At 64.0% G+C, this 24848-nt stretch carries 22 protein-coding genes; 11 read left to right on the forward strand and 11 right to left on the reverse strand.

Annotation, left to right across the window (positions count from 1 at the left end):
- The first annotated feature begins 305 nt into the window (after positions 1–305).
- From QB898_RS09135 to rnhB, 7 genes are all read left to right on the forward strand, one after another.
- The gene (locus QB898_RS09135) at positions 306–1250 is read left to right on the forward strand and encodes an AAA family ATPase (protein WP_279524698.1); all 945 of its coding nucleotides are present in this window, start codon (positions 306–308) and stop codon (positions 1248–1250) included.
- A gap of 241 nt (positions 1251–1491) precedes the next feature.
- Positions 1492–2481, forward strand: coding sequence for a DUF58 domain-containing protein (locus QB898_RS09140; RefSeq protein ID WP_279524699.1), 990 nt, complete (start codon positions 1492–1494; stop codon positions 2479–2481).
- Positions 2482–2693: 212 nt separating this feature from the next.
- Positions 2694–4808, forward strand: coding sequence for a transglutaminase TgpA family protein (locus tag QB898_RS09145; RefSeq protein ID WP_279524700.1), 2115 nt, complete (start codon positions 2694–2696; stop codon positions 4806–4808).
- Positions 4809–4845: 37 nt separating this feature from the next.
- A complete protein-coding gene (locus QB898_RS09150) occupies positions 4846–5271 on the forward strand; it encodes an acyl-CoA thioesterase (RefSeq protein WP_050714599.1) in 426 nt (141 codons plus the stop codon).
- Positions 5272–5305: 34 nt separating this feature from the next.
- Positions 5306–5851: a DUF2059 domain-containing protein gene (locus QB898_RS09155; protein WP_279524701.1), complete on the forward strand. Its 546-nt coding sequence runs from the start codon at positions 5306–5308 to the stop codon at positions 5849–5851.
- A 12-nt stretch (positions 5852–5863) separates the two neighbouring features.
- A complete protein-coding gene (gene lpxB, locus QB898_RS09160) occupies positions 5864–7108 on the forward strand; it encodes a lipid-A-disaccharide synthase (RefSeq protein ID WP_279524702.1) in 1245 nt (414 codons plus the stop codon).
- Positions 7080–7736: a ribonuclease HII gene (rnhB, locus tag QB898_RS09165; RefSeq protein WP_279524703.1), complete on the forward strand. Its 657-nt coding sequence runs from the start codon at positions 7080–7082 to the stop codon at positions 7734–7736. The genes lpxB and rnhB overlap by 29 nt, the downstream gene beginning before the upstream one ends.
- Before the next feature lie 266 nt (positions 7737–8002).
- Here rnhB and QB898_RS09170 read toward each other — a convergent pair whose 3' ends face one another.
- Positions 8003–10201 (reverse strand): TonB-dependent receptor, encoded by a 2199-nt coding sequence (locus QB898_RS09170; RefSeq protein ID WP_279524704.1) that lies wholly within the window; start codon positions 10199–10201, stop codon positions 8003–8005.
- A gap of 791 nt (positions 10202–10992) precedes the next feature.
- On the opposite strand from QB898_RS09170, the gene QB898_RS09175 reads away from it, so the two are divergent.
- The 3 genes from QB898_RS09175 (at position 10993) to QB898_RS09185 (ending at position 12885) form a co-directional block, all read left to right on the forward strand.
- Positions 10993–11613: an NAD(P)H-dependent oxidoreductase gene (locus QB898_RS09175; protein WP_216597141.1), complete on the forward strand. Its 621-nt coding sequence runs from the start codon at positions 10993–10995 to the stop codon at positions 11611–11613.
- Positions 11614–11821: 208 nt separating this feature from the next.
- Positions 11822–12139, forward strand: coding sequence for an MBL fold metallo-hydrolase (locus QB898_RS09180; protein ID WP_279524705.1), 318 nt, complete (start codon positions 11822–11824; stop codon positions 12137–12139).
- A 344-nt stretch (positions 12140–12483) separates the two neighbouring features.
- Positions 12484–12885, forward strand: coding sequence for a GNAT family N-acetyltransferase (locus tag QB898_RS09185; protein ID WP_279524706.1), 402 nt, complete (start codon positions 12484–12486; stop codon positions 12883–12885).
- Between the two features lie 91 nt (positions 12886–12976).
- Here QB898_RS09185 and QB898_RS09190 read toward each other — a convergent pair whose 3' ends face one another.
- The 10 genes from QB898_RS09190 to QB898_RS09235 form a co-directional block, all read right to left on the reverse strand.
- Complete coding sequence (locus QB898_RS09190) at positions 12977–14389, reverse strand: M16 family metallopeptidase (protein ID WP_279524707.1); 1413 nt, start codon at positions 14387–14389, stop codon at positions 12977–12979.
- Between the two features lie 266 nt (positions 14390–14655).
- A complete protein-coding gene (locus QB898_RS09195) occupies positions 14656–15321 on the reverse strand; it encodes a class I SAM-dependent methyltransferase (protein ID WP_279524708.1) in 666 nt (221 codons plus the stop codon).
- Between the two features lie 50 nt (positions 15322–15371).
- Positions 15372–16871, reverse strand: coding sequence for a M16 family metallopeptidase (locus QB898_RS09200; protein ID WP_279524709.1), 1500 nt, complete (start codon positions 16869–16871; stop codon positions 15372–15374).
- Positions 16872–17531: 660 nt separating this feature from the next.
- Positions 17532–18830: a citrate synthase gene (locus QB898_RS09205; protein ID WP_279524710.1), complete on the reverse strand. Its 1299-nt coding sequence runs from the start codon at positions 18828–18830 to the stop codon at positions 17532–17534.
- Positions 18831–18867: 37 nt separating this feature from the next.
- On the reverse strand, positions 18868–19137 hold the full coding sequence (locus QB898_RS09210; protein WP_050714590.1) for an FAD assembly factor SdhE: 270 nt from the start codon (positions 19135–19137) through the stop codon (positions 18868–18870).
- A 40-nt stretch (positions 19138–19177) separates the two neighbouring features.
- Positions 19178–19882, reverse strand: coding sequence for a succinate dehydrogenase iron-sulfur subunit (locus QB898_RS09215; protein ID WP_050714589.1), 705 nt, complete (start codon positions 19880–19882; stop codon positions 19178–19180).
- 52 nt (positions 19883–19934) lie between these two features.
- A complete protein-coding gene (gene sdhA, locus QB898_RS09220) occupies positions 19935–21740 on the reverse strand; it encodes a succinate dehydrogenase flavoprotein subunit (RefSeq protein WP_279524711.1) in 1806 nt (601 codons plus the stop codon).
- Between the two features lie 36 nt (positions 21741–21776).
- Positions 21777–22145, reverse strand: coding sequence for a succinate dehydrogenase, hydrophobic membrane anchor protein (sdhD, locus tag QB898_RS09225; protein ID WP_050714587.1), 369 nt, complete (start codon positions 22143–22145; stop codon positions 21777–21779).
- Positions 22146–22163: 18 nt separating this feature from the next.
- Positions 22164–22595 (reverse strand): succinate dehydrogenase, cytochrome b556 subunit, encoded by a 432-nt coding sequence (sdhC, locus tag QB898_RS09230; RefSeq protein ID WP_102284014.1) that lies wholly within the window; start codon positions 22593–22595, stop codon positions 22164–22166.
- 165 nt (positions 22596–22760) lie between these two features.
- Complete coding sequence (locus QB898_RS09235; RefSeq protein WP_279524712.1) at positions 22761–23546, reverse strand: GntR family transcriptional regulator; 786 nt, start codon at positions 23544–23546, stop codon at positions 22761–22763.
- Positions 23547–23671: 125 nt separating this feature from the next.
- On the opposite strand from QB898_RS09235, the gene QB898_RS09240 reads away from it, so the two are divergent.
- A complete protein-coding gene (locus tag QB898_RS09240) occupies positions 23672–24658 on the forward strand; it encodes a malate dehydrogenase (RefSeq protein WP_279524713.1) in 987 nt (328 codons plus the stop codon).
- Positions 24659–24848 lie beyond the last annotated feature (190 nt).

Consider the following 24848-nt stretch of genomic DNA (forward strand, 5'->3'; position numbering starts at 1 on the left):
ACCGCCGCGCGGCCTGCCCGCGCCGGGCGGCTTGCGGCGTGGCAAATCCCCGCCGGGCCGTGTGGCCCGGCTGCGCCTGGCAGTCCAGCTTGCCGCGTCTTCTTGCCCCTGCCTTTTCGTCTCGGCCTTTCGCCTCTTGCGGGCAGGCCGTGAAGGGTCCGGGGCGCTGGGCCATCCGGAAAACCGCCGCGCCTGGTTGCAGGCTGCGGCGGTTTTTTTGCGTGGCGGCGGCAGTAATTGTCAATCGGGCTATTTTTTTGAGTCTTTCGTGAAATTTTGTTGCCTAATCCGCTAACTTCATGGGCATGACGACTGCAACTTCCGTTTCTCCTCAAATCACCGAAAAAATCCAGGCCGTGCTGCGCCAGCTCAATGGCGTAATCGCCGGCAAGCCCGCGCAGGTGCAAGACAGCGTGGTGTGCCTGCTGGCGGGCGGCCATTTGCTGATTGAAGACGTGCCGGGCGTGGGCAAAACCACGCTGGCGCAGGCGCTGGCGCGCACTTTCGGGCTGGCGTTCTCGCGCGTGCAGTTCACGGCCGATCTGATGCCCAGCGATCTTTCCGGCGTGTCGGTGTATGACCGCGCGAGCGAGCGCTTTACCTTTCACCCCGGCCCCGTGTTTTCGCAAGTGCTGCTGGCCGACGAAATCAACCGCGCCAGCCCCAAAACGCAAAGCGCGCTGCTGGAAGCGATGGAAGAAAAACAGGTGAGCGTGGAAGGCGAAACGCGCCCGCTGCCTTCGCCCTTTTTCGTGATCGCCACGCAAAACCCGCTGGAGCAGCTGGGCACTTACGCGCTGCCCGAATCGCAGCTGGACCGCTTCCTGATGCGCATCAGCCTGGGCTACCCCGACCGCGCCGCCGAGCGCGCCCTGCTGGCGGGCCAAAGCCGCCGCGAGATGCTGGAGACGCTGCCGCCCGTGCTCTCGGCCGCCGATCTGGCCGCGCTGCAAGCGGCTGTCGATCAGGTGCATGTGGCCGATCCGCTGCTGGACTACGTGCAGGAGCTGATCGCCGCCACGCGCTCGGGCCAGTGGTTTGCGCAGGGGCTGTCGCCGCGCGCGGGCATCGCCCTCATGCGCGCCGCGCGCGCGCAGGCGCTGATCGAGGGGCGCAACTATGTGGCCCCGGACGATGTGCAGGCCATCTTCCCGCAGTGCGCCGCCCACCGCATGACGCCCGCCAGCGCCGCAGGCCGGGGCGCGCTGGAGCAGACGCAGGCCATGCTGGAGGCGGTGCCGCTGCCGTGAACGCCGGGCGAAAAAGGGTATTGATGCCGCGCCAAGGCCCGGCAAGCGGGCTTCAACCGTTTTTTCCGCAGCCGCCGGCCTGGAAATACGCCAGCGCGCATGCGAAAAGCGGATTTGAAAAACACGAAATGGCGCGAATCGGCTGATTCAAAAGCGAATTCAAAAGCGAATCCAAAAGCGCAAAAGCGAATTGACCGCCTGTTTCCAGAGCCGGGAAAACCACAAAAACCGCAGAAAAACCATGACCGCTCCAACCCTCCGCGCCCCCCGCTGGTGGCAGTGGCGCGCGCGCCTGCGCCAGTGGTGGCAGGGCCGCCTGACGGCGGCCGACGCCGTGCTGCTGACGCAGCGCAACGTGTACATCCTGCCCACGCGGGCGGGGCTGATGCTGGCCCTCACGCTGGGCGTGCTGCTGATTGCCTCCATCAACTACCAGCTCAATCTGGGCTACCTCTTTACCTTTTTGCTGGCCGGGTGCGCGGCGGCGGGCGTATGGGTGGGGCACGGCACTTTGCGCGGGCTGGGGCTGAAGCTCTTGCCGCCGCAGCCGGTGTTTGCGGGGCAGCCGGCGTTTCTGGACGTGCGCCTGTCCAGCGCGCGCGCCGCGCCGCGCCATGCCATTGGCCTGGCGGTGATGGGCGCAGGCCGCGAAGACGCGCGCTGGGCCTGGGCCGACGTGCCCGCGCGCGGCGAAGCGGCGCTGCAAACGAGCTTTTGCCCCGCGCGGCGCGGCCTGCACGCCGCGCCTTTGCTGGTGGTGCAGACGCTTTTTCCGCTGGGCGCTTTCCGCATCTGGACGGTGTGGAAGCCCGCCGCCCAGGTGCTGGCCTGGCCCGCGCCGGAGGTGAACGCGCCGCCGCTGCCCGTGGGCGAGGCGCGCGCGGGCGCGGGGCAGGCCGCCAGCCGCGAGCGCGCGCCAGGCGAGTTTGACGGCGTGCGCCCCTGGCAGCGCGGCGACACGCTGCGGCAGGTGGTGTGGAAGAAGTTCGCCAAATCCGGCGAGCTGGTCAGCCGCGACGCGCAGCACTTGCAGCGCCAGCAGCTGTGGCTGGACTTTGCCCGCACGGGCGCGCCTGATGCGGAATCGCGCCTGTCGCGCCTGGCGGCCTGGGTGCTGGCGGCTGACGCGCGCCAGCTGGAATACGGCCTGCGCCTGCCGGGGCTGGAAATCGAGCCTGACAGCGGCGCAGCGCACAAGCTGCGCTGCCTGCGGGCGCTGGCGCTGTGCTGAGAGACTGCCGCCCGTTCCGGTTTTCAGGTTTTCGCCCCGCAGGGCCAGACTCTGAACAGGCTCCCAAAAAACGCAGGCGAACACCCCGTTATTTAGCTCCTTGATTCATAGCATGATGTCCTAGTGGAAACTGCGCAGAAGCCTTTTTCCATGCCGCTTGATTTGCTCCTCTTTCTGATGCCGCCGGGCCACGGCCTGCCGCCGCTGATCACATGAACGCTTTCAGACAACGCCTTGCCAGCCTGCCGCGCGACGCGCGCGACACCTTGTTTTTGCTGCTTGTGATCGCCTGGGTGGTGCTGCCGCACACGGGCAGCCTGCCCGTCTGGTGCAGCGCGCTGGCCGCTGGCGTGCTGCTGTGGCGCGGCCGCCTGGCTGTGGCGCAGCGGCCCCTGCCGGGGCGCTGGGCGCTGCTGGCGGCGCTGGGGCTGGCGCTGGCGGGCACGCTGTTTTCCTACCGCACGCTGCTGGGGCGCGAGGCGGGTGTGGCGCTGCTGGCGGCGCTGCTGGCGCTCAAGACGCTGGAGCTGCGCGCGCGGCGCGATGCCTTCGTGGTGTTCTTCCTGGGCTTTTTCCTGCTGCTGGCGGGCTTTTTCAACTCGCAGTCCATGCTGGCGGCTGCCGCCGCGCTGCTGGGGCTGCTGGGGTTGCTGACGGCGCTGGTCAATGCCCACCGGCCCGTGGGGCGGCCCAGCCTGCTGGAATCGGCCCGCATGGCCGGCTGGCTGGCGCTGACGGGCGCGCCGCTGATGCTGGCGCTGTTTCTGCTTTTTCCGCGCTTTGCGCCGCTGTGGGGCCTGCCCAGTGACGCGCTGCAAGGCAAGACGGGCCTGTCTTCCAGCATGGAAGTGGGCAGCGTGGCCAAGCTGGCGCTGGACGAAGGCATCGCCATGCGCATCAAGTTCGACGGCAGCCCGCCGCCGCAAAGCGCGCTGTACTTTCGCGGCCCCGTGCTCTCGCACTTTGACGGACGGCGCTGGACGGCCGCCGCGCCAGGCCCTGGCAGCCGCGCGGACGGCAGCCAGAGCGGGCGCGGCCCCGAAGGCCCCGAAGGCCCCGAAGACGCGGCCACCCTCATGCCCGGCCCCGGCGACTTGCAGGTGGCGGGCAGCCCCGTGCGCTACGAAGTCACGCTGGAGCCTAGCCAGCGCCTGTGGCTGCTGCCGCTGGACGTGGCCAGCCAGCCGCCTGAGCTGCCTGCGGGCATGCGCGCGCGCATGACGGCCGACATGCAATGGATGAGCTGGCGGCCCATCACCGACTTGCTGCGCTACCGCGCCGTGAGCCATCCGCAGTTTCGCTACGGCCTCAAAAACCCTTTTCGCAAAGACCGCCCGCCCGATCTGCGCCCCTGGCTGCAACTGCCCGCCGGCAGCAACCCGCGCACGCAGGCGCTGGCCGGGCAAATGCGCCAGCAAACCGGCGGCGACGCGCGCGCGCTGATGCAAGCCGCCCTGCAACGCCTGCGCACGGGCGGCTACACCTACACGCTGGAGCCGGGCGTCAGCGGCCAGCACAGCGCCGACGCGTTCTGGTTTGACTCCAAAGAGGGCTTCTGCGAGCACATTGCCTCGGCCTTTGTGCTGCTCATGCGCGGCGCGGGCGTGCCTGCGCGCATCGTCACCGGCTTTCAGGGCGGCGAACTCAACAGCGTGGACGGCTACTGGGCCGTGCGCAACGCCGACGCCCACGCCTGGGCCGAAGTGTGGCTGCCAGATGAAGGCTGGACGCGGGTGGACCCCACCGGCGCCGTCATGCCCGGCCGCATCGGCCAGTACCAGCGCCTGCGCGCGCCCGACGGGCTGATGGCCGGCACCATCAACACCCTCAGCCCCGGCCTGCTGGCGCAGCTGCGCGCCTTGTGGGAAGCGGCGGACAACTCCTGGAAGCAGTGGGTCATCAACTACACGCAAACCCGCCAGTTCGACCTGATGAAAAGCCTGGGCATGCGCAACCCCGACTGGATGAGCCTGCTGCGCCTGAGCGGCATCCTGCTGGCGCTGGCGGGCCTGGCCGCCGCCGGCTGGGCCTTGTGGGAGCGCCGCCAGCGCGACCCCTGGCTGCGCGCCCTGGCCCATGCCCGCCAGCGGCTGGCGCAAGCGGGCCTGCCCCTGCCCGCCAGCGCCACGCCGCGCGCGCTGGCCGCCGCCGTGCAGGCCGCCCCCTGGCCCCAAGAGCTGCGCCAGCCGTGGCGGCAAAGCCTGCTGGCGCTGGAAGCCTGGCGCTATGCGCCGCCTGCCAGCGGCCACGGCCACAGCGCATCGGCGCTGGCCGCCCTGCGCCGCCAGTTGCAGCGCCTGCCGCTGCCCGCGCCGCCGAAAAGATAATGCGCCGCTTTGCCCTTTTCACTCTTTCCGACTTTTTATGCGAATCGAACTGCCCGATCTTTCCCAGCGCCAGCCCATGCACGAAAGCCTGATTGCCATCCGCTGGGGCGACATGGACGCGCTCGGCCACGTGAACAACAGCGTGTATCTGCAATACATGGACGTGGCGCGCGTGGACTGGCTGCACAAAATCGGCTGCCCGGTGGACCCGCGCGGCTTCGGGCCGGTGGTGATTAACGCCTTCTGCAATTTTCACCGCCAGTTTGAATATCCGGGCCAGGTGCTTTTGAAAATGTACGCGGGCGAATCAGGCCGCAGCTCGTTTGAAACCTGGGTGACCATGGAAAAAGCCGAAAAACCCGGCGAAATCTGCGCCAGCGGCGGCGCCACCATTATCTGGGTCGATCGGCAGGCGCAAAAATCGGCGCCATTGCCGGACTGGTTGCGCGCGCTGCTGAGCTGACGTTTTTCTTTTTTCAATCAACCGGACTTTCATCATGAAACTCAAATCCGCTTTGGCGCTCGCCGCCTTTTGCCTGTCCTTCAACCTTTGCGCCGCGCCTGCCACGGACGCATCGATCGAGGAGCTGCTCAATCTCACGCAAGTCCAATCAACGCTGGATGCCGCCTACGCCCAGTTGGAGCAGGTGATGAAAGACGGCATGAACCAGACGCTGCAAGGCCAGCGCATGAACCCGAAGCAGCAGGCCGCTGCCGACAAATTGCCGGCGCGCATGGCCAAAATCATACGCGAAGAAATGACGTGGGAGAAAATGAAACCGCAATTGATGGTGGTTTATCGCGACATTTTCACGCAGGAAGAAATCAACGGGCTGATCGATTTTTACAAAACGCCCACCGGCCAGACCATGACGCGCAAAATGCCGCAGGTTCTGCAAAAATCGGTGCAGATTTCGCAAAACATGATGATGCAGGTGATGCCGAAAATGCAGCAACTCATGCAGGAAACGGTGGATGAAATCAGGGCCGCCGGTGAAAATGAAAATGCCGGCAAGGAAAAATCAGGCAAGAATCGCAAATAATATTTTGCCGGAATGACCGCCACGCCTGCGCCTTCGCCTTTTTTCGCCCTTGCCGCCGCCGAGCCATCGGGCGATTTATTGGGCGCGCATCTGCTGGCGGCCTTGCGCGCTGCCTGGCCCGGCTTGCGCTCGGCGGGCATTGGCGGCGAGCGCATGGCGCAGCAAGGCTTTGACGCCTGGTGGCCCGTGGAAAAGCTCTCGGTGCGCGGCTATCTGGAAGTGCTGCCGCGCCTGCCCGCGCTTTTGCGCCTGCGCGGCAGCCTGGGCACGCGGCTGCTGGCGCAGCGGCCCGACGCGTTCATCGGCATCGACGCGCCTGATTTCAACTTCGCGCTGGAAGCGCGCCTGAAAGCCGCCGGCGTGAAAACCGTGCACTTCGTCAGCCCCTCGTTCTGGGCCTGGCGCGCGGGCAAGCTGCCGCGCCTGAAAGCGGCGGCTGATCTCGTGCTGTGCCTGTTTCCTTTCGAGCCTGACTGGCTGCGCGAACACGGCATCGCCGCCACTTACGTGGGCCACCCGCTGGCGCAGCACATTCCCATGCAGCCAGACGCCGATGCCGCCCGCGCCAGCCTGGGCCTGCCCGCGCGCGCGGACGCTGTCAGCTCAGGAAACCCGCCCGTCATTGCCCTGCTGCCCGGCAGCCGCAGCGCCGAAATCGCGCACCTGGCCCCGCGCTTTTTCCGCGCCGCCGCGCTCATTGGGCAGGCGCGCCCTGGCGCGCGCTTTCTCGTGCCCGCCGTGCCGCACCTGCTGGAGCGCGTGCGCGCGCTGGCCGCCGCCAGCGGGCTGGGCGAAGCCGTGCACGTGCTGCCCGGCCAGTCTCACCAGGCCCTGGCCGCGTGCGATGTGGCGCTGGTGGCCAGCGGCACCGCCACGCTGGAAGCGGCCCTGTTCAAGCGCCCGATGGTCATCGCCTATGCCATGCCCGCCTTCAGCTACTGGCTCATGCGCCGCCAGCGCCAGCTGCCCTGGGTGGGCCTGCCCAACATCCTGTGCGCTCCTGCCCAATGGCTGCGCCGCCCGCCCGGCGTGGCCGCCCGCGCACATGCTGATGCGGCTGACGCGCCTTTCATCGTGCCCGAACTCATCCAGCACGCCGCCACCCCGCAGGCGCTGGCCGCCGCCACGCTGGCCTGGCTGGAAGACCCCGTTCGCGTTCTCGCCACGCAAGAGCGCTTCGCCCAGCTGCACCGCGACCTGCTGCGCGACACCCCCCAGCTCGCCTGCCATGCCATCCAAAGCCTTCTTGCGCGCTGAACAAGTTCCGCTCGATTGGGCCGCGCCGGGCCTGACCGCCGGCGTGGACGAAGCCGGGCGCGGCCCGCTGGCCGGCCCCGTGGTGGCCGCCGCCGTCATCCTGGACCCGCGCCAGGGCATCGCCGGCCTGGCCGACTCCAAAAAACTCACTGCCCGCCGCCGCGAACAGCTTTTTGACCAGATCCAGGACAAAGCCCTGTGCTGCGCCATCGGCCAGGCCAGCGTGGAAGAAATCGACCGCCTCAACATCCTGCAAGCCACCTTGCTGGCCATGCAGCGCGCCGTGGCCGGCCTGCGCCTGGTGCCCGCCCGCGTGCTGGTGGACGGCAACCGCCTGCCGCGCCTGCCCATGCTGGCCGAAGCCATCGTTGGCGGCGACGCCAAAGTGCCCGCCATCAGCGCCGCCTCCATCCTCGCCAAAGTCCACCGCGACCGCTGGTGCGAGCAAATCGACGCCGAATACCCCCAATACGGCTTTGCCGCCCACAAAGGCTACGGCACCGCAGCCCACCTGGCCGCCCTGCGCCAGCACGGCCCCACCCCGTGGCACCGCCGCAGCTTCGCCCCCGTGGCCCAGGCGCTGCGGCAGGCCGGGCAAGAGGCCGCTGGCGCGATGCAAGCCGCCTGACGCCCGGCAACAGGGCGGCGGGCGGCCTCGCGCAAAGAGCAGGGCAGGGCGGCGCGCCACATCAAAAACAGGAGCGAATTTAAGGGCGCTTTGAAAGGCGTCTGCGCTTATTTCACTAGGACGTAATGCTCTTTTTCAAGGAGCATTTTTAGCGGGCCGCGTCAGCATCAGCCAGCATCAAGGAGTGGCTTTTGAAAAGGCCGGCCCGGCTGGGCTTGGCCGCTCATCCGGATGGTTCTGATGCGCGGCCAGGCTCATGGCCAGGTTCAGAAATCCACGCTCACGCTGAGCGTGTAGCGGCGCGGCGAGGCGGCCACGAGGTAGCCGTTTCCGGGGTAGCCGCCCACAGAGGCCCAGTGGCGGCGGTTCGTGGCGTTGTCCACGCGCAGCCGCCAGGTGACGACGCGGCCGGCCACTTCCATCAGGTAGCGCGCGCCCACGTCCAGCCGCGTCCAGCCGGGTGCGCGCAAGGTGTTGGCGGCGTCGGCGTAGCTGGCGCCGGTGTGGATGAGGCGGGCGTCCAGCGCCAGGCCGGTTGCGCCGGGCACGTCCCATTCGGCGCCCAGATTGGCTTGCAGGCGGGGCACGCCAATCACGCGCTTGCCTTCGGTGCGGGCTTCGCCCGTGCGGGTTTGCTTGGCGTCCAGCCAGGTGGCGCCGCCCAGCAGGCGCAGGCCGCGCACGGCTTCGCCAAAGACGGTGAATTCCAGCCCCTGGTGGCGGTCGCGCCCTTGCGCGGTGAATACCTTGTCGGCTGTCAGCAGCGAACGCGGCTTGGTGGTAGAGAAAAAGGCCAGCCCCAGCCCCAGGCGGCCCGCGTCGTATTTCAGGCCGATTTCCTTTTGCTTGGAGACGTAGGGCGGCAGCATCTGGCCCACGTTCACGGCGGTGCCGGGCGCGGTCTGGCCCTGGCTCAAACCTTCGATGTAGTTGGCGTAAAGCGACAGGCCCTGCACGGGCTTGTAAACCACGCCCACGGCGGGGCTGGTACGCTTTTTGTCGTAGCGCGCGGTTTGCTGCGCGCTGCCGTAGGCGTAATCGCGTATGTCCATGCGCTGGTGGCGCAAGCCCAGGGTAATGCGCAGGCGCTCATCCAGCAGCGAGAGGGTGTCGCCCAGGGCAAAGCTGTTCAGGCGCGTGCGGCCCGTGCGCTTCGGGCTGGCCAGATCGCCGCCGCGCAAGGCGCTGGGGCCGAAGGCGGGCTGCGCGTGATAGACGGGCTGGTAGAGGTTGGCCGCGAGGGTGTTGCGCCAGTCCATCGCGTAGGCGTTGTCCTTGCTGAAATCAAAAGCGGCGGCCGAGGCCACCCATTCATGGCCCACGCCGCCGGTGCGCGCCTGCCCGCGCACGCCGATTTCGCCGGTGCGCACGTGGTCTTCGCGCGTGTTGTCAAAGCGGTAGACCGTGCCCGCGCCCGTGGCGGCGTTGTGCAAGGTGAGGTTGGCCAGCGAGTTGGCCTCTTGCCCGTGGCGCCAGCCCAGGGCGGCCCAGGCGGTGACGGCGTCGCTTGCGTCGTGCTCGGCGCGCAAGGTGGCGTAAACGTCGCGCTCGTCGGAATACGTCCAGGGCTGGGCGAAGTTGGACTGCACATCAGGCGGCGCGGGCACGTGCGTTACGCCCGAGAGCGTGACGTTGGTGCGCGTCTGGTTCAGGCGGTGGTCTTGCCAGCCGATGTCGGCGGAAATGCGCGTGCGGCTGCCGCGCCAGTCCAGCCCCAGCGCGGCCAGCGAAAGTTTGGCTTTCTCATGGTCAATGGCCGTGCCGCCCTGGCGGCGCGCCAGGTTCAGGCGGATGCCGCTGGACTGCTCCGGCCCGAAGCGGCGCGCCACATCCAGCGCGGCCTGCTTTTCGCCGCCGCTGCCCGCGCGCAGCTCCACGCGCGAAAGCGGCTCGTTGGGCGCGCGCTTGGGCAGCAAATTGAGCGTGCCGCCCAGGCCCCCGCCGCCGGGCGCCGCGCCATTGAGAAAGGCCGATGCGCCGCGCAGCACTTCCACGCGCTCGAACAGCTCGGCGGCAATGTATTGGCGCGGCAGCAGGCCATACAGGCCGTTGTAGGCCGTGTCGTCCGAGCTGACGATGAAGCCGCGCATGAAATACGCCTCCTGAAAGTTGCCAAAGCCGCGCGCCACGCGCACGCCGGGGTCGTTTTGCAGCACATCGCCCACGCTGCGCGCCTGCCGGTCGGCAATCAGCTCGCTGGTGTAGCTGGTGATGGAAAAAGGCGTGTCCATCGCATCTTGTGTGCCCAGCAGCCCCACGCGCGCGCCGCGCGCCACCTGCCCGCCGGCATAAGCGCGCGACAAGCCTTTGGCCGAGGCATCGGCGCTGGCGCTCACCGTCACGGTTTGCAGCGTGGCGTCATCAGGGGCATCGTCCGCTTCGGGGCGGGTTTGGGCCTGGGCGGCCAGACAGGCGCTCAAGGCGGCCAGGGCCAGCGCGCGGCGGCGCAGGGCAGGGGAGTTCATGGCATGAAGGAGGAAAAAACGGCTTCAGATGCGAACAGTTCTGAAAAGCATTACAGCCGCAGGGTTGCAAAAGCGCGTGCAAGAAAGTCTCACGAAAGTCTCACGCGCCGGAAGGCGGATTATCTGCGGGGCAGCAAAGCTTGTTGCATGTGTCGTCAAATGTGACGGACTGGCAGGGCTGGCCGCACCCCGGCGGCTTTGCTGCCCTGCCCCAGCCTTTTCCAGCGAAGCAGGCGCCCACGCGAGCCAGGCCGGGCAGCTGGCGGTTTGCGTGGGCATGACGGAGCGCGGAAGCAAGCTGGATTTGCTCCTGGATCCATAGCGTGATGTCCTAGTGGAATGGGCGCAGCAGCCGTTTTCATGGGTTTAAATTTGCTCCTCTTTTTGTGGAATCACACAGGCCCATCAGGAGCAAAGGCGCGGCCTTGCTCTGGGCAACAGCCTCGCCGTCCATGCGCCAACGCCGGTGCGTGCAGTCTGTTCGGGTTTGGCAACGGCGGGGCAGCCGCCTGCCGTCCCGGCGCAGAAAATTCAAAACGTGCAAAAAATCATCTGGCTGAAAATCACCCAATGTCTGAAGCGGTAAAAGCAAAATCTCTCAAATAAAACTTTCCCGATCCGCTGGCGGTTTATCAGGCGCGCAATCTTGCGCCCGGTATGGAAAAAATGATGGCCATTCTGAAAGCCATGTGACTTCATGAAAGCGCAAGCAGGTATTTGAATGAGGCCGTGCTTAAAATCAGAATTCCCGTGCCCCGGCCATTTTGTCAAAACGGGCGGAGCGGGGCGAAATGCTGGCCAGCCTGATGAAAGCGCTGGCCCGGCGCTTTCATTTCACCTTATTCAAGGAGATTGCCATGCCTAAAACCCTGATCATTCTCGCCCACCCCAATCTTGCGCAATCCACCGTCAATAAACATTGGGCGGCTGCGCTGCGGCGGCATGCCGATCGCTTCACGGTTCACGAACTCTACGCCGCCTATCCCCAGGGCAAGATTGACGTGACCGCTGAACAGAAATTGGTAGAAAGCCACGATGCGCTGGTGTGGCAGTTTCCCGTGTACTGGTTCAACTGCCCGCCGCTGCTGAAGCAGTGGATTGATGAAGTGCTGACCTATGGCTGGGCATACGGCTCGAAGGGCAAGGCGCTGGCAGGCAGAAAAATCGCGCTCGCCGTTTCGCTCGGCGCGCCTGCCAAAGACTACCGCGCAGACGGCGCTGTCGGCTGCACCGTTGCCGAAGCGCTGCGCCCATTTGAACTCACGGCGAAATACTGCGGCGCAGACTACCGCCCGCCGTTTGCCTTCCATACGATAGACAGCAACGCCGGATACAGCGAAGCCGCGCAACAGGCGGCAGCGCAGAGCGCGGCGGACTATTTGGCCTGGCTGACAGCGCTGCAACAGGCGTGATGCCGCCTGCAAGCGGATCAGGCCAGGCTGCCGGAGAATGCGCCTGGGCGCCAAACAGAAACTTCATGCGCTCCGGCCTTGTTCCTGAACCTGACGCCAGGCCGCTGCAACCATAGGCATATTCCCACGGCGCGGCCCAAAACCGCTGGTTTCCCCACATTTCCATTATCCGGAACCCGCGCCATTCTTCACGGGCCGGCCTTTTGCCATGACCCACGCGCCCGCCGTGGCCGAATTGCCGGCAATCGGCGCCGTGCTGATTTCGCACGGTCATTGTGACCATCTCGATTACTGCGCCATTCAGGAAATCGACTCCGGAGCCAAACGCTTTTTCGTGCCGCTGGGCGTGAAGGCGCATTTGCAACGCTGGGGTGTGCGGCGCAATACCACGCTTTGGGGCGGCTATGCCATCAAATCACCCGGCATGCCGCTTTATACCGCTTTATTTCAGCGCCGACAGCGGCTTTGGGAAGCATTTTTCAGGCATCATTTCAAAATATGCTCCATTCGATTTTGTCATGATTGAAAACGGCGTCTGCCCAGGCAAAAGTGGCGGGAAAGCGTGCAGTAGCTTGCGCAGCGCATGCCCCACGCCGGGAACGCATGTTAAAAAGAAGAGAAAATCAAAAGGCGGAAATAAGCCAATGTCCTGATGCAGAGTGGAAAATCTGTTATCAATGCGGAAGCGAATATGATTTTTATGGCCCCAAATCAAGTGCGACGCACGCGGCGCGAAAGCCTTGACGGCATGAAAACTTCCATTTATCTTCGACGGCGGTTGCGGCAGCCATTGGGCGACAGGCAACGGCAGTATGGGGCCGCCATGAAAGCCGCAACCGTTGCGTCATGATCTTTTACTGGAGATGAAAGATGGAAATCATCAGGAATGGCGCCGATTTATCGGCATATTTGAGAAACATCAATGATATCTATGAATCCAATGGCTGGGGTCGCGGCTATTCGGACGAAAAAATCAGGAAAATGTTTTCCGCCTCGATCTACAGGCTGGCGGTGGCCGATGGCGCTGCCGTGGGCCTGCTGCGGGCTTACGGCGACAATGTGGTGGAAACACACGTGACGGAGCTGGCCGTTCACAAAAATCATCAGGGCAAGGGATATGGCAGCCTGCTGATGAAGGATTTACTGGACGCCTTTTCGCATACGGCTGTTTACGTGATGGCCTTTTCTGAAAACAGAGGATTTTTTGAACGGTTCAACCTGAAGGACCGATCATCGAAATTCACGGTATATGCCGTGGCGGCCAGGCAATAACACGCAATCCAATAACGCGCGGGCAATAATGCATCGCCGCGTTGAAAAAAAGCAGCGCCCGGGCGCTGCTTTTTTCTGGGCTGAAAGGGCCTCAATGCGTGGGCGCGGCGCGGGCGGCGTCTGCCGTATCTGCCGCCTTTGTCTTGGGGCCGACGATGACGGTGACCATGCGCTCAGGCTGGAGCACGCGGGCGAAGGCGGCTTTGACGTCACTGGCGCTGACTTGCTCGACCTGGCGTGTCCAGGTGTCCAGGTAGTCGTCAGGCAGGCCGTTCCAGGCGATGTTGGAAACCTGGGCCAGAAGGCTGGCGTTGCTGTCCATGCGCAGGGCGAAGCCGCCGATGAGGTTGTCTTTGGCGGCTTTGAGCTGGGCCTCGGTGGGGCCTTGCCGCACAAAGTCTTGCAGCACTTGCCGGGCCACTTGCACAGCCTGGGCGGCCTGGTCGGGGCGGGTTTGCAGGCCGATGGAGAAGGCGCCGGCGTGCAGGGTGGGCTGGAAGTGGCTGTAGGCGCCGTAGCTCAGGCCGCGTTTTTCGCGCACTTCGTTCATGAGCAGCGATGAAAAGCCGTTGCCGCCCAGCACGTGGTTGCCCACAAGCAGGGCGAAGTAATCCGGGTCGCTGCGCTTGTGGCCGGGCTGGCCGATGAGCACGTGGGCTTGCGCGGACTGGAAGGGAATGTCGATTTGCTCGGCTTTTTTGAGCGGCGGCACTTCGGGCACGGCGGGCAGGGGGGCGCATTCGCCGTTTTTGCCGCTTTGGGGCAGGCGGGCCAGCAGGCGGGCGGCGATGTCGCCGGCTTGCTCGCGGGAGATGCTGCCGACCAGGCTGACTTTGGCGCGGCAGGCGGCCAGGGCTTGCTGGTGCAGCGCTTTCATGTCTGCCACGGTGATGGCGGCCAGGCTTTGGGGCGTGGCGTCGCGCCCGTAGGGGTGGCCGCCGTACACGGCGGCGCCAAACGCGCGCTGGGCGACGGGGCCGGGGCGGGTGAGCGATTCGGCAATGGCGGCCGACATGCGCTCGCGCTCGCGCGCCCACACGGCGGGGGCAAAGGCCGGTTCGGCGATTTCGCGCGCGGCCAGGGCCACGGCGCGGGGCAGCAGGGCCTCGTCGGTCAGGCTGCGCAGGCGGATGCTCAGGCGGTCGCTGCTGGCGCTGGCGGCAAAGCGCGCGCCCAAATCGGCCCAGGCTTCGCCCAGGCGGTTTTCATCCAGCGCCAGCTGGCGGCCTTCGGCGCGCACGCCTTTGGTGAGCATGAGCGCAGTGGCGTCGGCCAGGCCCGCCTTGGCGGCGGGGTCGCGGCGGCTGCCGGCGTCAAAGTCGATTTGCACGTCCAGCATGGGGATGGAAGGGCTGGCGGCAAACCAGACTTGCGCGCCGCTGGGCAGGGTGAAGTGCTCAATGGGCGCGGCGGCCTGGGCGCGGCCGGGCCAGGCCAGCAAGGCGGCAAAAGCGCAAGCGCCTGCAAGCAGGGCGCGGCGCGCGGCGGGGGCAAGAGAAGTCATGGTGTGTTTCCCGGATGCAGAAGATTTCAGGATGGGGTTTCGGGCCTGGCTTGCGAGCCTGTTCAATGCCCGGAGTCTGTTTGTGCGCCAGCGCTGCTCTGGCGTGTTTTGCTCCGTTTTCAAGAGCGAATCAAGGGCTTAAAAAACGCCCCTTTCGCAATGTTTCGCAGGACTGCTCACTATTAAACCAATAGCAAAATGAGTGGTGGATTTCAGGGCGTGGACGGTTGCGAAAAACGGTTGAAGGCCAGGCTCTGAACAAGTTCTCAGGGCTTGCGGCCCACAAAGCGGATGACGCTGGCTGTGCCGTTGTGAAACTGCCCTTCGTGCAGCTGCACCACGGTCTCTTGCAGCACCAGCGGCTCCAGGCCCGCGCCGTCGATGAAGTCGGCGCGGATTTCGTCCAGCGAAAAAAGCGCCTGCTCGTCTTGCGGGCCGCCAATGGCGGGGTTGGCCCGCACGCGCGGCAGGTTGCTTTTGGCGTAGCCCTCGAAGATGAGGTGGCCGCCAGCGGCCAGCGCCTGCGCCACTTTGCGGTGGCTGGCGCTTTTGATGGCGGGCGCAAAGTGGGCAAAAACCAGCGCAGCGGCGTCAAACTGGCCGGGCGGCAGCGGCATGTCTTGCACGCTGCCCACCTGATAGGCCAGCCGATCGGCCACGCCAAAGGCGGCGGCCAGGGCCAGCGCCTTGCGGCGGCCTTGTTCGCTCAAGTCAAAGGCCGCCACTTGCCAGCCCATGCGCGCTGCGTGCGCGGCGTTGCGCCCTTCGCCTTCGGCAGGCAGCAGCAGGCGGCCGGCGGGCAGATCGGCCAGCTGCTGGCTGAAAAAGGCGTTGGGCGCAGTGCCATAGGCATAGGCGGGCGCGGCGTAGCGGCGGTTCCAGAAGGCCGCCGGGTCTTGGGAAGCGGCTGGAGCGGCTGGATGAGCGGACATGGCTGCAACGGGCAATGGCAAAAAGCGGCGGCTGGTCGGCAACGCGCCCTTCAGTGCCGCAGCCCGGCGGGGGCCGGACGCGGGCGCGGGCGGTTTTTCAGGCTTTGGGGCGCCAGCGTGGCGGCGGTCATCTGCTCGTCGCCAAAGTATTGGCGGGCCACGGCCTGCACTTGCGCGGGGGTGATGGCGCGCAGGCGTTCGATGAGTTTTTCATCGGCATCCAGCGGCAGGCCCAGCGCCCAGTAGCTGCCCAGCTCCTGCGCTTGCGCCATGACGGAATCGCGCTTGTAAACCTGGCCGGCAATCCACTGCGTTTTCACGCGCTCCAACTCGGCCTGGCCCACGCCTTCGCGGGCGATACGGGCCACTTCGGCGCGCAGCGCTGCTTCGGCCTGCGCGGGCGTGCGGCCTTTGGCGGGCACGGCCAGCAGGCTGAAAAGCTGCGGGCCACGGCCCATCAGGCCGTTGTCGGCATTCACGCTGTCGGCCACGCGGTCTTTGCCTTGCACGAGGGCGCGCTCCAGGCGCGCGCCCTGGTAGCCGTCCAGCACGGCGGCCAGCACCGTCAGGGCCAGCGCGTCGTCGTTTTCAGGCGTGGCTGCCAGCCCTTGCAGGCCGGGCACTTTGAACACCAGCGACACCACGGCCTGCTCGGCCGGGGCGCGCAGCTCCAGGCGGCGCGGGCCGTGCTGCTGCGGCTCGGGGCGGGGCTTGCGCCCGGGCACGGCGCGGGCGGGGATGCGGCCATAGGTTTTTTGCGCCAGCGCCAGCACGGCGGCCGGGTCCACGTCGCCCGCCACCACCACGGCGGCGTTGGCGGGCACATACCAGCTCTGGCGGAAGGCGCGCACGTCATCGGCCGTCATGGAATCCAGATCGCCCATCCAGCCAATCACGGGCCGGTGATAGGGCGAGGCCACGAAGGCGGCGGCCATCTGCTGCTCATAAAGCCGCGCGCGGGGCTGGTCGTCGGTGCGCAGGCGGCGCTCTTCCTTGACCACGGCCATCTCGCGCGTGAATTCGTCATCGGGCCACTGGTTGTTTTCAAAGCTGTCGGCTTGCAGCGCCATCACTTGCGGCAGCGCGGCGGCGGGTACTTGCTGGAAATACGCCGTGTAGTCGGAGGTGGTGAAGGCGTTGTCGCGCCCGCCCAGCAGCGCCACGCGGCGCGAGATTTCGCCGGGACCGAGCTTTTTGGTGCCCTTGAACATCATGTGCTCCAGCATGTGGGCGATGCCGCTGGCGCCGTCCACTTCGTCGATGGAGCCGACGCGCACCCACAGCATCTGCACGGCCACGGGCGAGCGGCGGTCAGGCTTGACGATGAGCGTCAGCCCGTTGTCCAGCCGGGCCTGGTACACGCCGGCGGCTACTTGCGCCAGCACATTGGGCGGCTGCGGCGGCTGTTGCGCATCAGGCGCGGCCTGCGGCGCATGGGCTGTCTGGGCCGTCTGGCTGGTTTCGGGATGGCTGGCGCAGCCGTGCAGCACGGCGCCGCCTGCCAGCAGCAGCGCCACGGCGGCGGCGCGGAAACTGGGAGTGAAGGTCATAGAAGAAAAAGCGGAAAGAGAGAAAAGAAACAGAAAGCCCATTCGTGGCAATGCCCAAAGCTCCGGTCACGGCCTGGCCGTGGGCGCTGAAAGGGCAGGGCGCAATGGCAAGGCGCGGGCAAGGCGAAGGACGGATGAACAGCTAATGGGCGGCAGGCTTCTTTCGCTACTTTATTCATAGCGATATGTCCTAGTGGAAAGTGCGCGATAAGGCATTTTGACCCCTTCAATTTGCTCCTGTTTTTTGATGTTGCCGGACAGATAAACCCATCCGGAGCTTGGCCTGCCGCCCTGGAATCTGCGGCCGGGCGCTTTGGAGCCTGTGCAGAGTCTGGCCGTGAGAGGCGAAGCGCAGATCGGATGGGCAGCAAGAGGCAAACCGCAGATGGGTTTCGCGGCCCATTGAGGATTTGCCAGGCCGCAGGCGGGCGCATGATATCCATTCGCAAAAAGCGGAGGCTTCATGGGACGGGGCATCCGGAGTGCGCGCCGGATCAGGCTGTGCTGGCCGGGCTGGAAAACCGGAAGCCTGGCGGCAGCATCGTGACGCCTTGAGTCCGCCCTTGCCGGCCGGATGAAAGGGCCGCCAGCGGGTAAAGCAAAGCCCGCCAGCGCGAAGCGCGCAGGGCGGGCTGAAAGCGTGTGCAGTCAAGAGGGAAATTACAGCTTCACATCGCGGCGGGGCGCGCCCACGTAGAGCTGGCGGGGGCGGCCAATCTTGTATTCAGGGTCGCCGATCATTTCGTTGAGCTGGGCAATCCAGCCCACGGTGCGCGCCAGGGCGAAGATGCCGGTGAAGAGCTTGACGGGAATGCCGATGGCGCGCTGGACGATGCCGGAGTAGAAGTCCACGTTCGGATAGAGCTTGCGCTGCACGAAGTAGTCGTCTTCCAGGGCGATTTGCTCGACTTTCTTGGCCAGGGCGAACAGGGGGTCTTTTTCCAGGCCCAGTTCGGTCAGCACTTCATTGCAGGTTTGCTGCATGAGCTTGGCGCGGGGGTCGTAGTTCTTGTAGACGCGGTGGCCAAAGCCCATGAGGCGCACGCCGGAGTTTTTGTCTTTGACTTTTTCCATGAACTCGCCGACTTTGGCCAGGCCCCCGTGTTTCTGGATGTCTTCCAGCATGTGCAGGCAGGCTTCGTTGGCGCCGCCGTGCGCCGGCCCCCACAGGCACGCCACGCCCGCAGCGATGGCCGCGAACGGGTTGGTGCCGGAGCTGCCGCACAGGCGCACGGTGGAGGTGGAAGCGTTCTGCTCGTGATCGGCATGGAGGATGAAGATGCGGTCCATCGCGCGTTCAATGACGGGATTGACCCGGTAATCCTCGCAAGGCGTGGCGAACATCATGTTCAGGAAGTTGCCCGCGTAGCTGAGATGGTTCTTCGGATACATGTACGGCTCGCCCTTGCCGTATTTGTAGGCCATGGCCACCAGCGTGGGCATTTTGGCGATGAGCTGGATGGCCGCGCGGTCCCGGTGTTCGGCGTTATGGATGTCGGTGTTCTCGTGATAGAAGGCCGACATGGCGCCAACCAGGCCCGTGAGCACGGCCATGGGGTGCGCGTCACGGCGAAAGCCGCGCATGAAAAAGTGCATTTGCTCGTGCACCATGGTGTGCTTGAGCACGAGCTGGTGAAATTCGTCGCGCTGGCTGGCGTTGGGCAGCTCGCCTTTGAGCAGCAGGTAGCAGGTGTCGAGGTAATCGCACTGTTCGGCCAGTTGCTCGATGGGGTGGCCACGGTAGAGGAGTTCGCCCTTGTCGCCATCAATGTAGGTAATGGTGGACTGGCATGAAGCCGTGGAGAGAAAACCGGGGTCGTACGTGAACATGCCGGTTTGACCGTAGAGCTTGCGGATGTCGATCACGTCCGGGCCAATCGCGCCTTCATAAACAGGCAGTTCAATGGGCTGCTTGCCGTTGGCAAACGAGAGGGTGGCTTTGTTTTCTGAAAGTTTCATGGTCATCTCCTCGGTGAATAGGTGGTAAAGCGTGCTTTCAGCCCCTGAGCAAGGCCAGCACCTGGCGCACTGGCTGCGAATCCAGATCGCCCGAAGGCTCCTTGCGGGCCAGCAGGAGATCCAGCAGGTCGTTGTCAGCCAGATTCATCAGTTGCAGCAGGGCGTCCGCCTGAACGCGGGTGATGGCCTGCCCGCTGCGCGTGAAGAATTTTTCAATGAGCAAGTCGTTTTCGAGCATGCCCCGGCGGCAGCGCCACTTGAGCTTGCCCAGTTCATGAGCATCCAGAAAGGCCTGGGTGTCTTTCATATCGCGCACAGTGCAGGATGGCCGTGATGGCAGCAGCCGTTTACAGCGCGCGGCGCGCCATGAGTTCCTTGATTTTGCTGATGGCCTTTGAGGGATTGAGGCCCTTGGGGCACACGTCCACGCAATTCATGATGGTGTGGCAGCGGAACAGGCGGTAGGGGTCTTCCAGGTTGTCCAGGCGCGCGTTGGTGGCCTGGTCACGGCTGTCGGCAATGAAACGGTAGGCCTGAAGCAGCCCGGCGGGGCCAACGAATTTGTCAGGGTTCCACCAGAAGCTGGGGCAGCTGGTAGAGCAGCTGGCGCACAGGATGCATTCGTACAGCCCATTGAGTTCTTCGCGCTCTTCCGGCGATTGGAGGCGCTCTTTTTCAGGCGGCGGGGTTTCGTTGATCAGATAGGGCTTGATGGATTCGTACTGGGCGAAAAACTGGGTCATGTCCACGATCAAGTCACGCACCACGGGCAGGCCCGGCAGGGGCTTGAGCACGATCGGATCTTTGAGCGTGCGCAAATTGGTCAGGCACGCTAGGCCATTTTTGCCGTTGATGTTCATCGCGTCAGAGCCACAGACGCCCTCGCGGCAGGAGCGGCGGAAGGCCAGGCTGGGGTCATGCGCCTTGAGCTTGACAAGCGCATCCAGCAGCATGCGTTCATTGCCTTGCAATTCAAGCTCAACCGTTTCCATGCGGGGCTTGGCGTCTTTGTCCGGGTCGTAGCGGTAAATCTTGAAAGTACGTTTTTGCATCGTGTTCGCCTCTTTTTTGCGGGGCCTGGAGAGAAAGTTCGCGTAACTGCGCTTAGAACGTGCGGACTTTGGGAGGAATCGTCTCGGTGGTCAGCGGCTGCGTGCGGACAGGCTTGTAAGAGAGGCTGTTGGTCGCGCTGTGCCACAGCGTGTGCTTCATCCAGTGCACGTCATCACGCCCCAAAGGAGCTGGCTCGTAATCGGCGGGATGTTCGTAATCCAGCACGCTGTGGGCGCCACGGCATTCATGCCGGGCCGCAGCGGAAGTCATGGTGGCCTGGGCCACTTCGATCATGTTGTTGACTTCCAGCGCTTCAATGCGGGCGGTATTGAAAACCTTGGAGGTGTCTGCCAGCCCTACGGACAGGGCGCGTTCGCGCAAGGCGTTGATTTTTTCCACGCCTTCATCCATGAGCGCCTGCGTGCGGAAAACGCCCGCGTGCGCCTGCATGGTGCGGCGGATTTCATTGGCCACATCCTGCGAGTACTCGCCATTGGGGTTGTTCTCGACACGGTTGAGGCGCTCCAGCGAGAAATCGGCAGCATCAGCTGGCAGCGGCTTGTGCGCGCCTTGTTCGTGATGCTTGATGATGTGATTGCCAGCTGCCTTGCCGAAAACCAGCAGGTCAAGCAGGGAATTCGTTCCCAGCCGGTTGGCGCCGTGCACGCTGACGCATGAGCATTCGCCCACGGCGTAGAGGCCATTGACGATTTCGTTGTCGCTGCGGCTGGTCTGGACGGCAACCTGGCCGTGAATATTGGTGGGGATGCCGCCCATCTGGTAGTGGATGGTGGGCACCACGGGAATCGGTTCCTTGGTGATGTCCACGTTGGCGAAATTGATGCCGATTTCAAACACCGAGGGCAGGCGCTTGTGGATGGTTTCCGCGCCCAGGTGGTCAAGCTTGAGAACCACGTAATCCTTGTTGGGGCCGCAGCCCCGGCCTTCCTTGATTTCCTGGTCCATGGAGCGGGACACGAAATCACGCGGCGCCAGATCCTTCAGCGTTGGGGCGTAACGCTCCATGAAACGCTCGCCATTGCAGTTGAGCAAGATGGCACCTTCGCCCCGGCAGCCTTCCGTCAGCAAAACACCAGCGCCCGCCACGCCCGTGGGGTGGAATTGCCAGAACTCCATGTCTTGCAGCGGAATGCCCGCGCGGGCGGCCATGCCCAGTCCATCGCCCGTGTTGATGAAAGCGTTGGTCGAGGCCGCGAAAATGCGGCCCGCGCCGCCTGTAGCCAGCAAGACGGTTTTGGCGTGCAGCACGTAGAAATCGCCTGTTTCCATTTCCAGCGCCGTCACGCCCACCACGTCGCCATCGGCATCCCGGATGAGATCAAGCGCCATCCATTCGACAAAGAAGGTGGTATGGGCCTTGACGTTTTGCTGATACAGCGTATGCAGCATGGCGTGCCCCGTGCGGTCGGCAGCGGCGCAGGCGCGTTGCACGGGTTTTTCGCCATAGTTGGCCGTGTGGCCGCCAAAGGGGCGCTGATAGATGGTGCCGTCGGCGTTGCGGTCAAACGGCATGCCGAAATGCTCCAGCTCGTAAACCACCTTGGGCGCTTCCTGGCACATGAATTCGATGGCGTCCTGATCGCCCAGCCAGTCACCGCCTTTGACGGTGTCGTAGAAGTGGTAATGCCAGTTGTCTTCGCTCATGTTGCCCAGGCTGGCGCCAACGCCGCCCTGGGCGGCCACCGTGTGGGAGCGGGTAGGGAAGACCTTGGAGAGCACAGCCACATTCAGGCCCGCCCGCGCCAGTTGCAGCGAGGCGCGCATGCCGGAGCCGCCTGCGCCGACGATGACCACGTCAAATTTGCGGACGGTGATTTTGTCTTTGGTGTATGTCATGTTCGTGGGGAAAAAACTTGCGGGAAAGACAGTCGCTTACAGGCGCCACAGAACCTGAACGGCCCAGCCTGCGCAGCTGATGAGCCAGACGATGGCCAACATATAGAAAACCATGCGCAGGCTGGTTGGCTTGGCGTAATCCATCAACACTTCACGGGCGCCGACCCAGGCGTGCCATGCCAGCGCCACAATAGCCGTGAAGGTCAGCGTCTTCATCCATTGCGAAGAAAAGATTGCCGCCCAGCGGGTGTAGTCCAGCGGGCCGCTGGTCAAAAGAATCTGCGCCACCAGCACAAGCGTGAAAGCCACGATCGCCAGGGCGGATACGCGCTGCGCCAGCCAATCGCGCAAGCCATAGTGCGCGCCTACCACGAGGCGTCGGGAACCGTAATTCACAGCAGCCATTTCTTTCTCCAGTTCAAATCAATACAGCCCGAACAGCTTGGCGCCCAACAGCACGGTGAGGCTCAGGCTCACCGCCAGCACCACCAATGCGGAACGCTTGCCAAACTCCTTGCTCAGTTTGTGCGTCAGCTCCATGTAGATATGGCGGATGCCTGCGCACAAGTGGTGCATGAACGCCCAGATCAGCGCCAGCACCGCGAGCTTGACAATGAAGGCGGGAAATATCCAGATGCCGTGTTCGAACGCAGCCGTGAACTGCATGAAAGAGATTTCGGACGAAATCGACTTGTCGAACAGCCAGATGATGAAAGGCAGCATCAGAATCATCAGAACGCCGCTGATGCGATGCAGGATGGAAACCTTCGCGGCCCAAGGAAGGCGGTAAGTCGTCAAATCCTTGAAGACATTCAGGTTTCTGAATTCAGGCCGTTTGCGGGCTGCTTCTGTCATGAGTACTTCCTTTTCGTGGGAGGGATGCTTCGATAGTCATGTGTCTTTTATAAGACACCTTGAAGTGAAGCAATTTGCGGATTCTATTGCAACGACGTGTATATCTTCGCAAGCTTGCGAAATCTGGAGAGGCTTGACGGGAAATAGAAAAACATCTCTATTTCTTCAACTCAGACGGTTGTGATAGTGGCGTGAATCCGTGCGGTACAAGCCTTTGCGCAGCTCCATGGGGCGGTTGCCATAGGTGAAAGCAATGCGTTCCACGCTCAGCAGCGGCGTGGAAACCGGAATCTGCAAAAGAGCCGCCTGCTGCACGTCAGGCAAAACCGCGCGAATCTTTTCATCGGCACGCACCATGCGCACACCGAATTCCGATTCAAAGAAGGCGTACAAGGAACCCGGATACGCCGACAGGCGATGCGCCGTCAGCCCCCTGAAAGGTTCGCCAGGCAGCCACAGGTCTTCCACGATGGTGGGAATGCCGCCAAATGAAAGCACGCGCCGCGCCTGGATGATGCTTTCGCCCGTTTTCAAGGCCAGCGCCCGCGCCACATCGGCAGTGGCCCGGGCGCGTTTGCATTCCACGATTTCCCGTTGCGCGGGCTGTTCCGCATCTGCTTGATCTACATCAGGCATCAAGCGCAAAAAACGGTACTGCACCTGCTGTTCGGCGTGCGTGGCCACAAAGGTGCCCCGCCCCTGGCGGCGCACCAGCAAATGCCCGGCGGCCAGTTCGTCAATCGCCTTGCGCACCGTTCCCTGGCTGACGCCAAACCGCGCCGCCAGCTCCATTTCGCTGGGAATCACCTCTGCGGGCTTCCATTCGCCTTGTTGCAGGCTGCGCAGGATCAGATCCCTGATTTGTTGATAAAGCGGCCGGAATGAAGGCGTTGCCGCTGGCTGCGCCGCCAGGCTGGCCGTGGGTGCTTCTGATGGGAGAACGCTGTTCATTGCCATCAATCATATCTTATATAAGACACAGGACAGAAACCGGCGAAACCGTTAAACTCAGTGCGGATCTGGTTGTGGCAGCCGCCCTTCCTTGTTTCAAACCAACCCACTGGAGACTCCTGGATATGAGCAAAAAACCCGTCCGTGTTGCCGTGACTGGCGCAGCAGGCCAGATTGGCTATGCCCTTCTGTTTCGCATCGCTTCTGGCGAAATGCTGGGCAAAGATCAGCCTGTCATCCTGCAATTGCTTGAAATTCCCGATGAAAAAGCCCAAAAGGCCCTCAAGGGCGTGATGATGGAGCTGCAAGACTGCGCTTTCCCTTTGCTGGCAGGCATGCAGGCGCATTCGGATCCGATGACGGCCTTCAAGGATGCGGATTACGCCCTGCTGGTGGGCGCGCGCCCGCGCGGCCCCGGCATGGAACGCTCCGACCTACTGGCCGCCAATGCGCAAATCTTCACGGCCCAAGGCAAGGCGCTGAACGCCGTCGCCAGCCGCAACGTAAAAGTGCTCGTGGTCGGCAACCCCGCCAACACCAATGCCTACATCGCCATGAAATCGGCCCCTGATCTGCCGGCCAAGAACTTCACCGCCATGCTGCGGCTGGATCACAACCGCGCTGCCAGCCAGATTGCCGAAAAAACGGGCAAGCCGGTCAAAGACATCAAAAAGCTCACTGTCTGGGGCAACCACTCCCCCACCATGTATGCCGATTACCGCTTCGCCACCATTGACGGGCAAAGCGTGAAAGACATGATCAACGACCAGGAATGGAACGCCAATGTTTTCCTGCCCACCGTGGGCAAGCGCGGCGCGGCCATCATCGAAGCGCGCGGCCTGTCTTCGGCAGCCAGCGCTGCCAACGCGGCCATTGACCACATGAGCGACTGGGCGCTGGGCACGAATGGCGAATGGGTCACCATGGGCATTCCCTCGCAAGGCTGGTACGGCATTCCGCAAGGCGTGGTCTTCGGTTTTCCCGTGACCTGCGAAAACGGCGAATACAAAGTGGTTGAGGGGCTGGAAATCGACGCTTTCAGCCAGGAGCGCATCAACAAGACGCTGGCCGAACTGCAAGGCGAGCAAGAAGGCGTCAAGCACTTGCTGTAAGAACCTGTTTCGAGTCTTGCCGCGAACCGGTTTGACCGCCGGTTCAGCCCCTGAAGTCATCCGCCATTTCGCTATTGATTTGATGGCATCAAAGTCAATAAAAGCGTGCGACAGAGGCATTTTCAGGGGCTGGAATTTGCTCTCAAAAACAGAGTAAACCGCACAAAACAAGACTCGCCTGTTTGCACTT

It is taken from the genome of Ottowia cancrivicina, from assembly GCF_029813755.1.
Lineage (GTDB): Bacteria > Pseudomonadota > Gammaproteobacteria > Burkholderiales > Burkholderiaceae_C > Ottowia > Ottowia massiliensis.

Coding starts and splice junctions, on each gene's coding strand:
- QB898_RS09135 (WP_279524698.1), top strand. CDS start 306: ATGACGACTGCAACTTCCGTTTCTCCTCAAATCACCGAAAAAATCCAG.
- QB898_RS09140 (WP_279524699.1), top strand. CDS start 1,492: ATGACCGCTCCAACCCTCCGCGCCCCCCGCTGGTGGCAGTGGCGCGCG.
- QB898_RS09145 (WP_279524700.1), top strand. CDS start 2,694: ATGAACGCTTTCAGACAACGCCTTGCCAGCCTGCCGCGCGACGCGCGC.
- QB898_RS09150 (WP_050714599.1), top strand. CDS start 4,846: ATGCGAATCGAACTGCCCGATCTTTCCCAGCGCCAGCCCATGCACGAA.
- QB898_RS09155 (WP_279524701.1), top strand. CDS start 5,306: ATGAAACTCAAATCCGCTTTGGCGCTCGCCGCCTTTTGCCTGTCCTTC.
- lpxB (WP_279524702.1), top strand. CDS start 5,864: ATGACCGCCACGCCTGCGCCTTCGCCTTTTTTCGCCCTTGCCGCCGCC.
- rnhB (WP_279524703.1), top strand. CDS start 7,080: ATGCCATCCAAAGCCTTCTTGCGCGCTGAACAAGTTCCGCTCGATTGG.
- QB898_RS09170 (WP_279524704.1), bottom strand. CDS start 10,201: ATGAACTCCCCTGCCCTGCGCCGCCGCGCGCTGGCCCTGGCCGCCTTG.
- QB898_RS09175 (WP_216597141.1), top strand. CDS start 10,993: ATGCTGGCCAGCCTGATGAAAGCGCTGGCCCGGCGCTTTCATTTCACC.
- QB898_RS09180 (WP_279524705.1), top strand. CDS start 11,822: ATGACCCACGCGCCCGCCGTGGCCGAATTGCCGGCAATCGGCGCCGTG.
- QB898_RS09185 (WP_279524706.1), top strand. CDS start 12,484: ATGGAAATCATCAGGAATGGCGCCGATTTATCGGCATATTTGAGAAAC.
- QB898_RS09190 (WP_279524707.1), bottom strand. CDS start 14,389: ATGACTTCTCTTGCCCCCGCCGCGCGCCGCGCCCTGCTTGCAGGCGCT.
- QB898_RS09195 (WP_279524708.1), bottom strand. CDS start 15,321: ATGTCCGCTCATCCAGCCGCTCCAGCCGCTTCCCAAGACCCGGCGGCC.
- QB898_RS09200 (WP_279524709.1), bottom strand. CDS start 16,871: ATGACCTTCACTCCCAGTTTCCGCGCCGCCGCCGTGGCGCTGCTGCTG.
- QB898_RS09205 (WP_279524710.1), bottom strand. CDS start 18,830: ATGAAACTTTCAGAAAACAAAGCCACCCTCTCGTTTGCCAACGGCAAG.
- QB898_RS09210 (WP_050714590.1), bottom strand. CDS start 19,137: ATGAAAGACACCCAGGCCTTTCTGGATGCTCATGAACTGGGCAAGCTC.
- QB898_RS09215 (WP_050714589.1), bottom strand. CDS start 19,882: ATGCAAAAACGTACTTTCAAGATTTACCGCTACGACCCGGACAAAGAC.
- sdhA (WP_279524711.1), bottom strand. CDS start 21,740: ATGACATACACCAAAGACAAAATCACCGTCCGCAAATTTGACGTGGTC.
- sdhD (WP_050714587.1), bottom strand. CDS start 22,145: ATGGCTGCTGTGAATTACGGTTCCCGACGCCTCGTGGTAGGCGCGCAC.
- sdhC (WP_102284014.1), bottom strand. CDS start 22,595: ATGACAGAAGCAGCCCGCAAACGGCCTGAATTCAGAAACCTGAATGTC.
- QB898_RS09235 (WP_279524712.1), bottom strand. CDS start 23,546: ATGAACAGCGTTCTCCCATCAGAAGCACCCACGGCCAGCCTGGCGGCG.
- QB898_RS09240 (WP_279524713.1), top strand. CDS start 23,672: ATGAGCAAAAAACCCGTCCGTGTTGCCGTGACTGGCGCAGCAGGCCAG.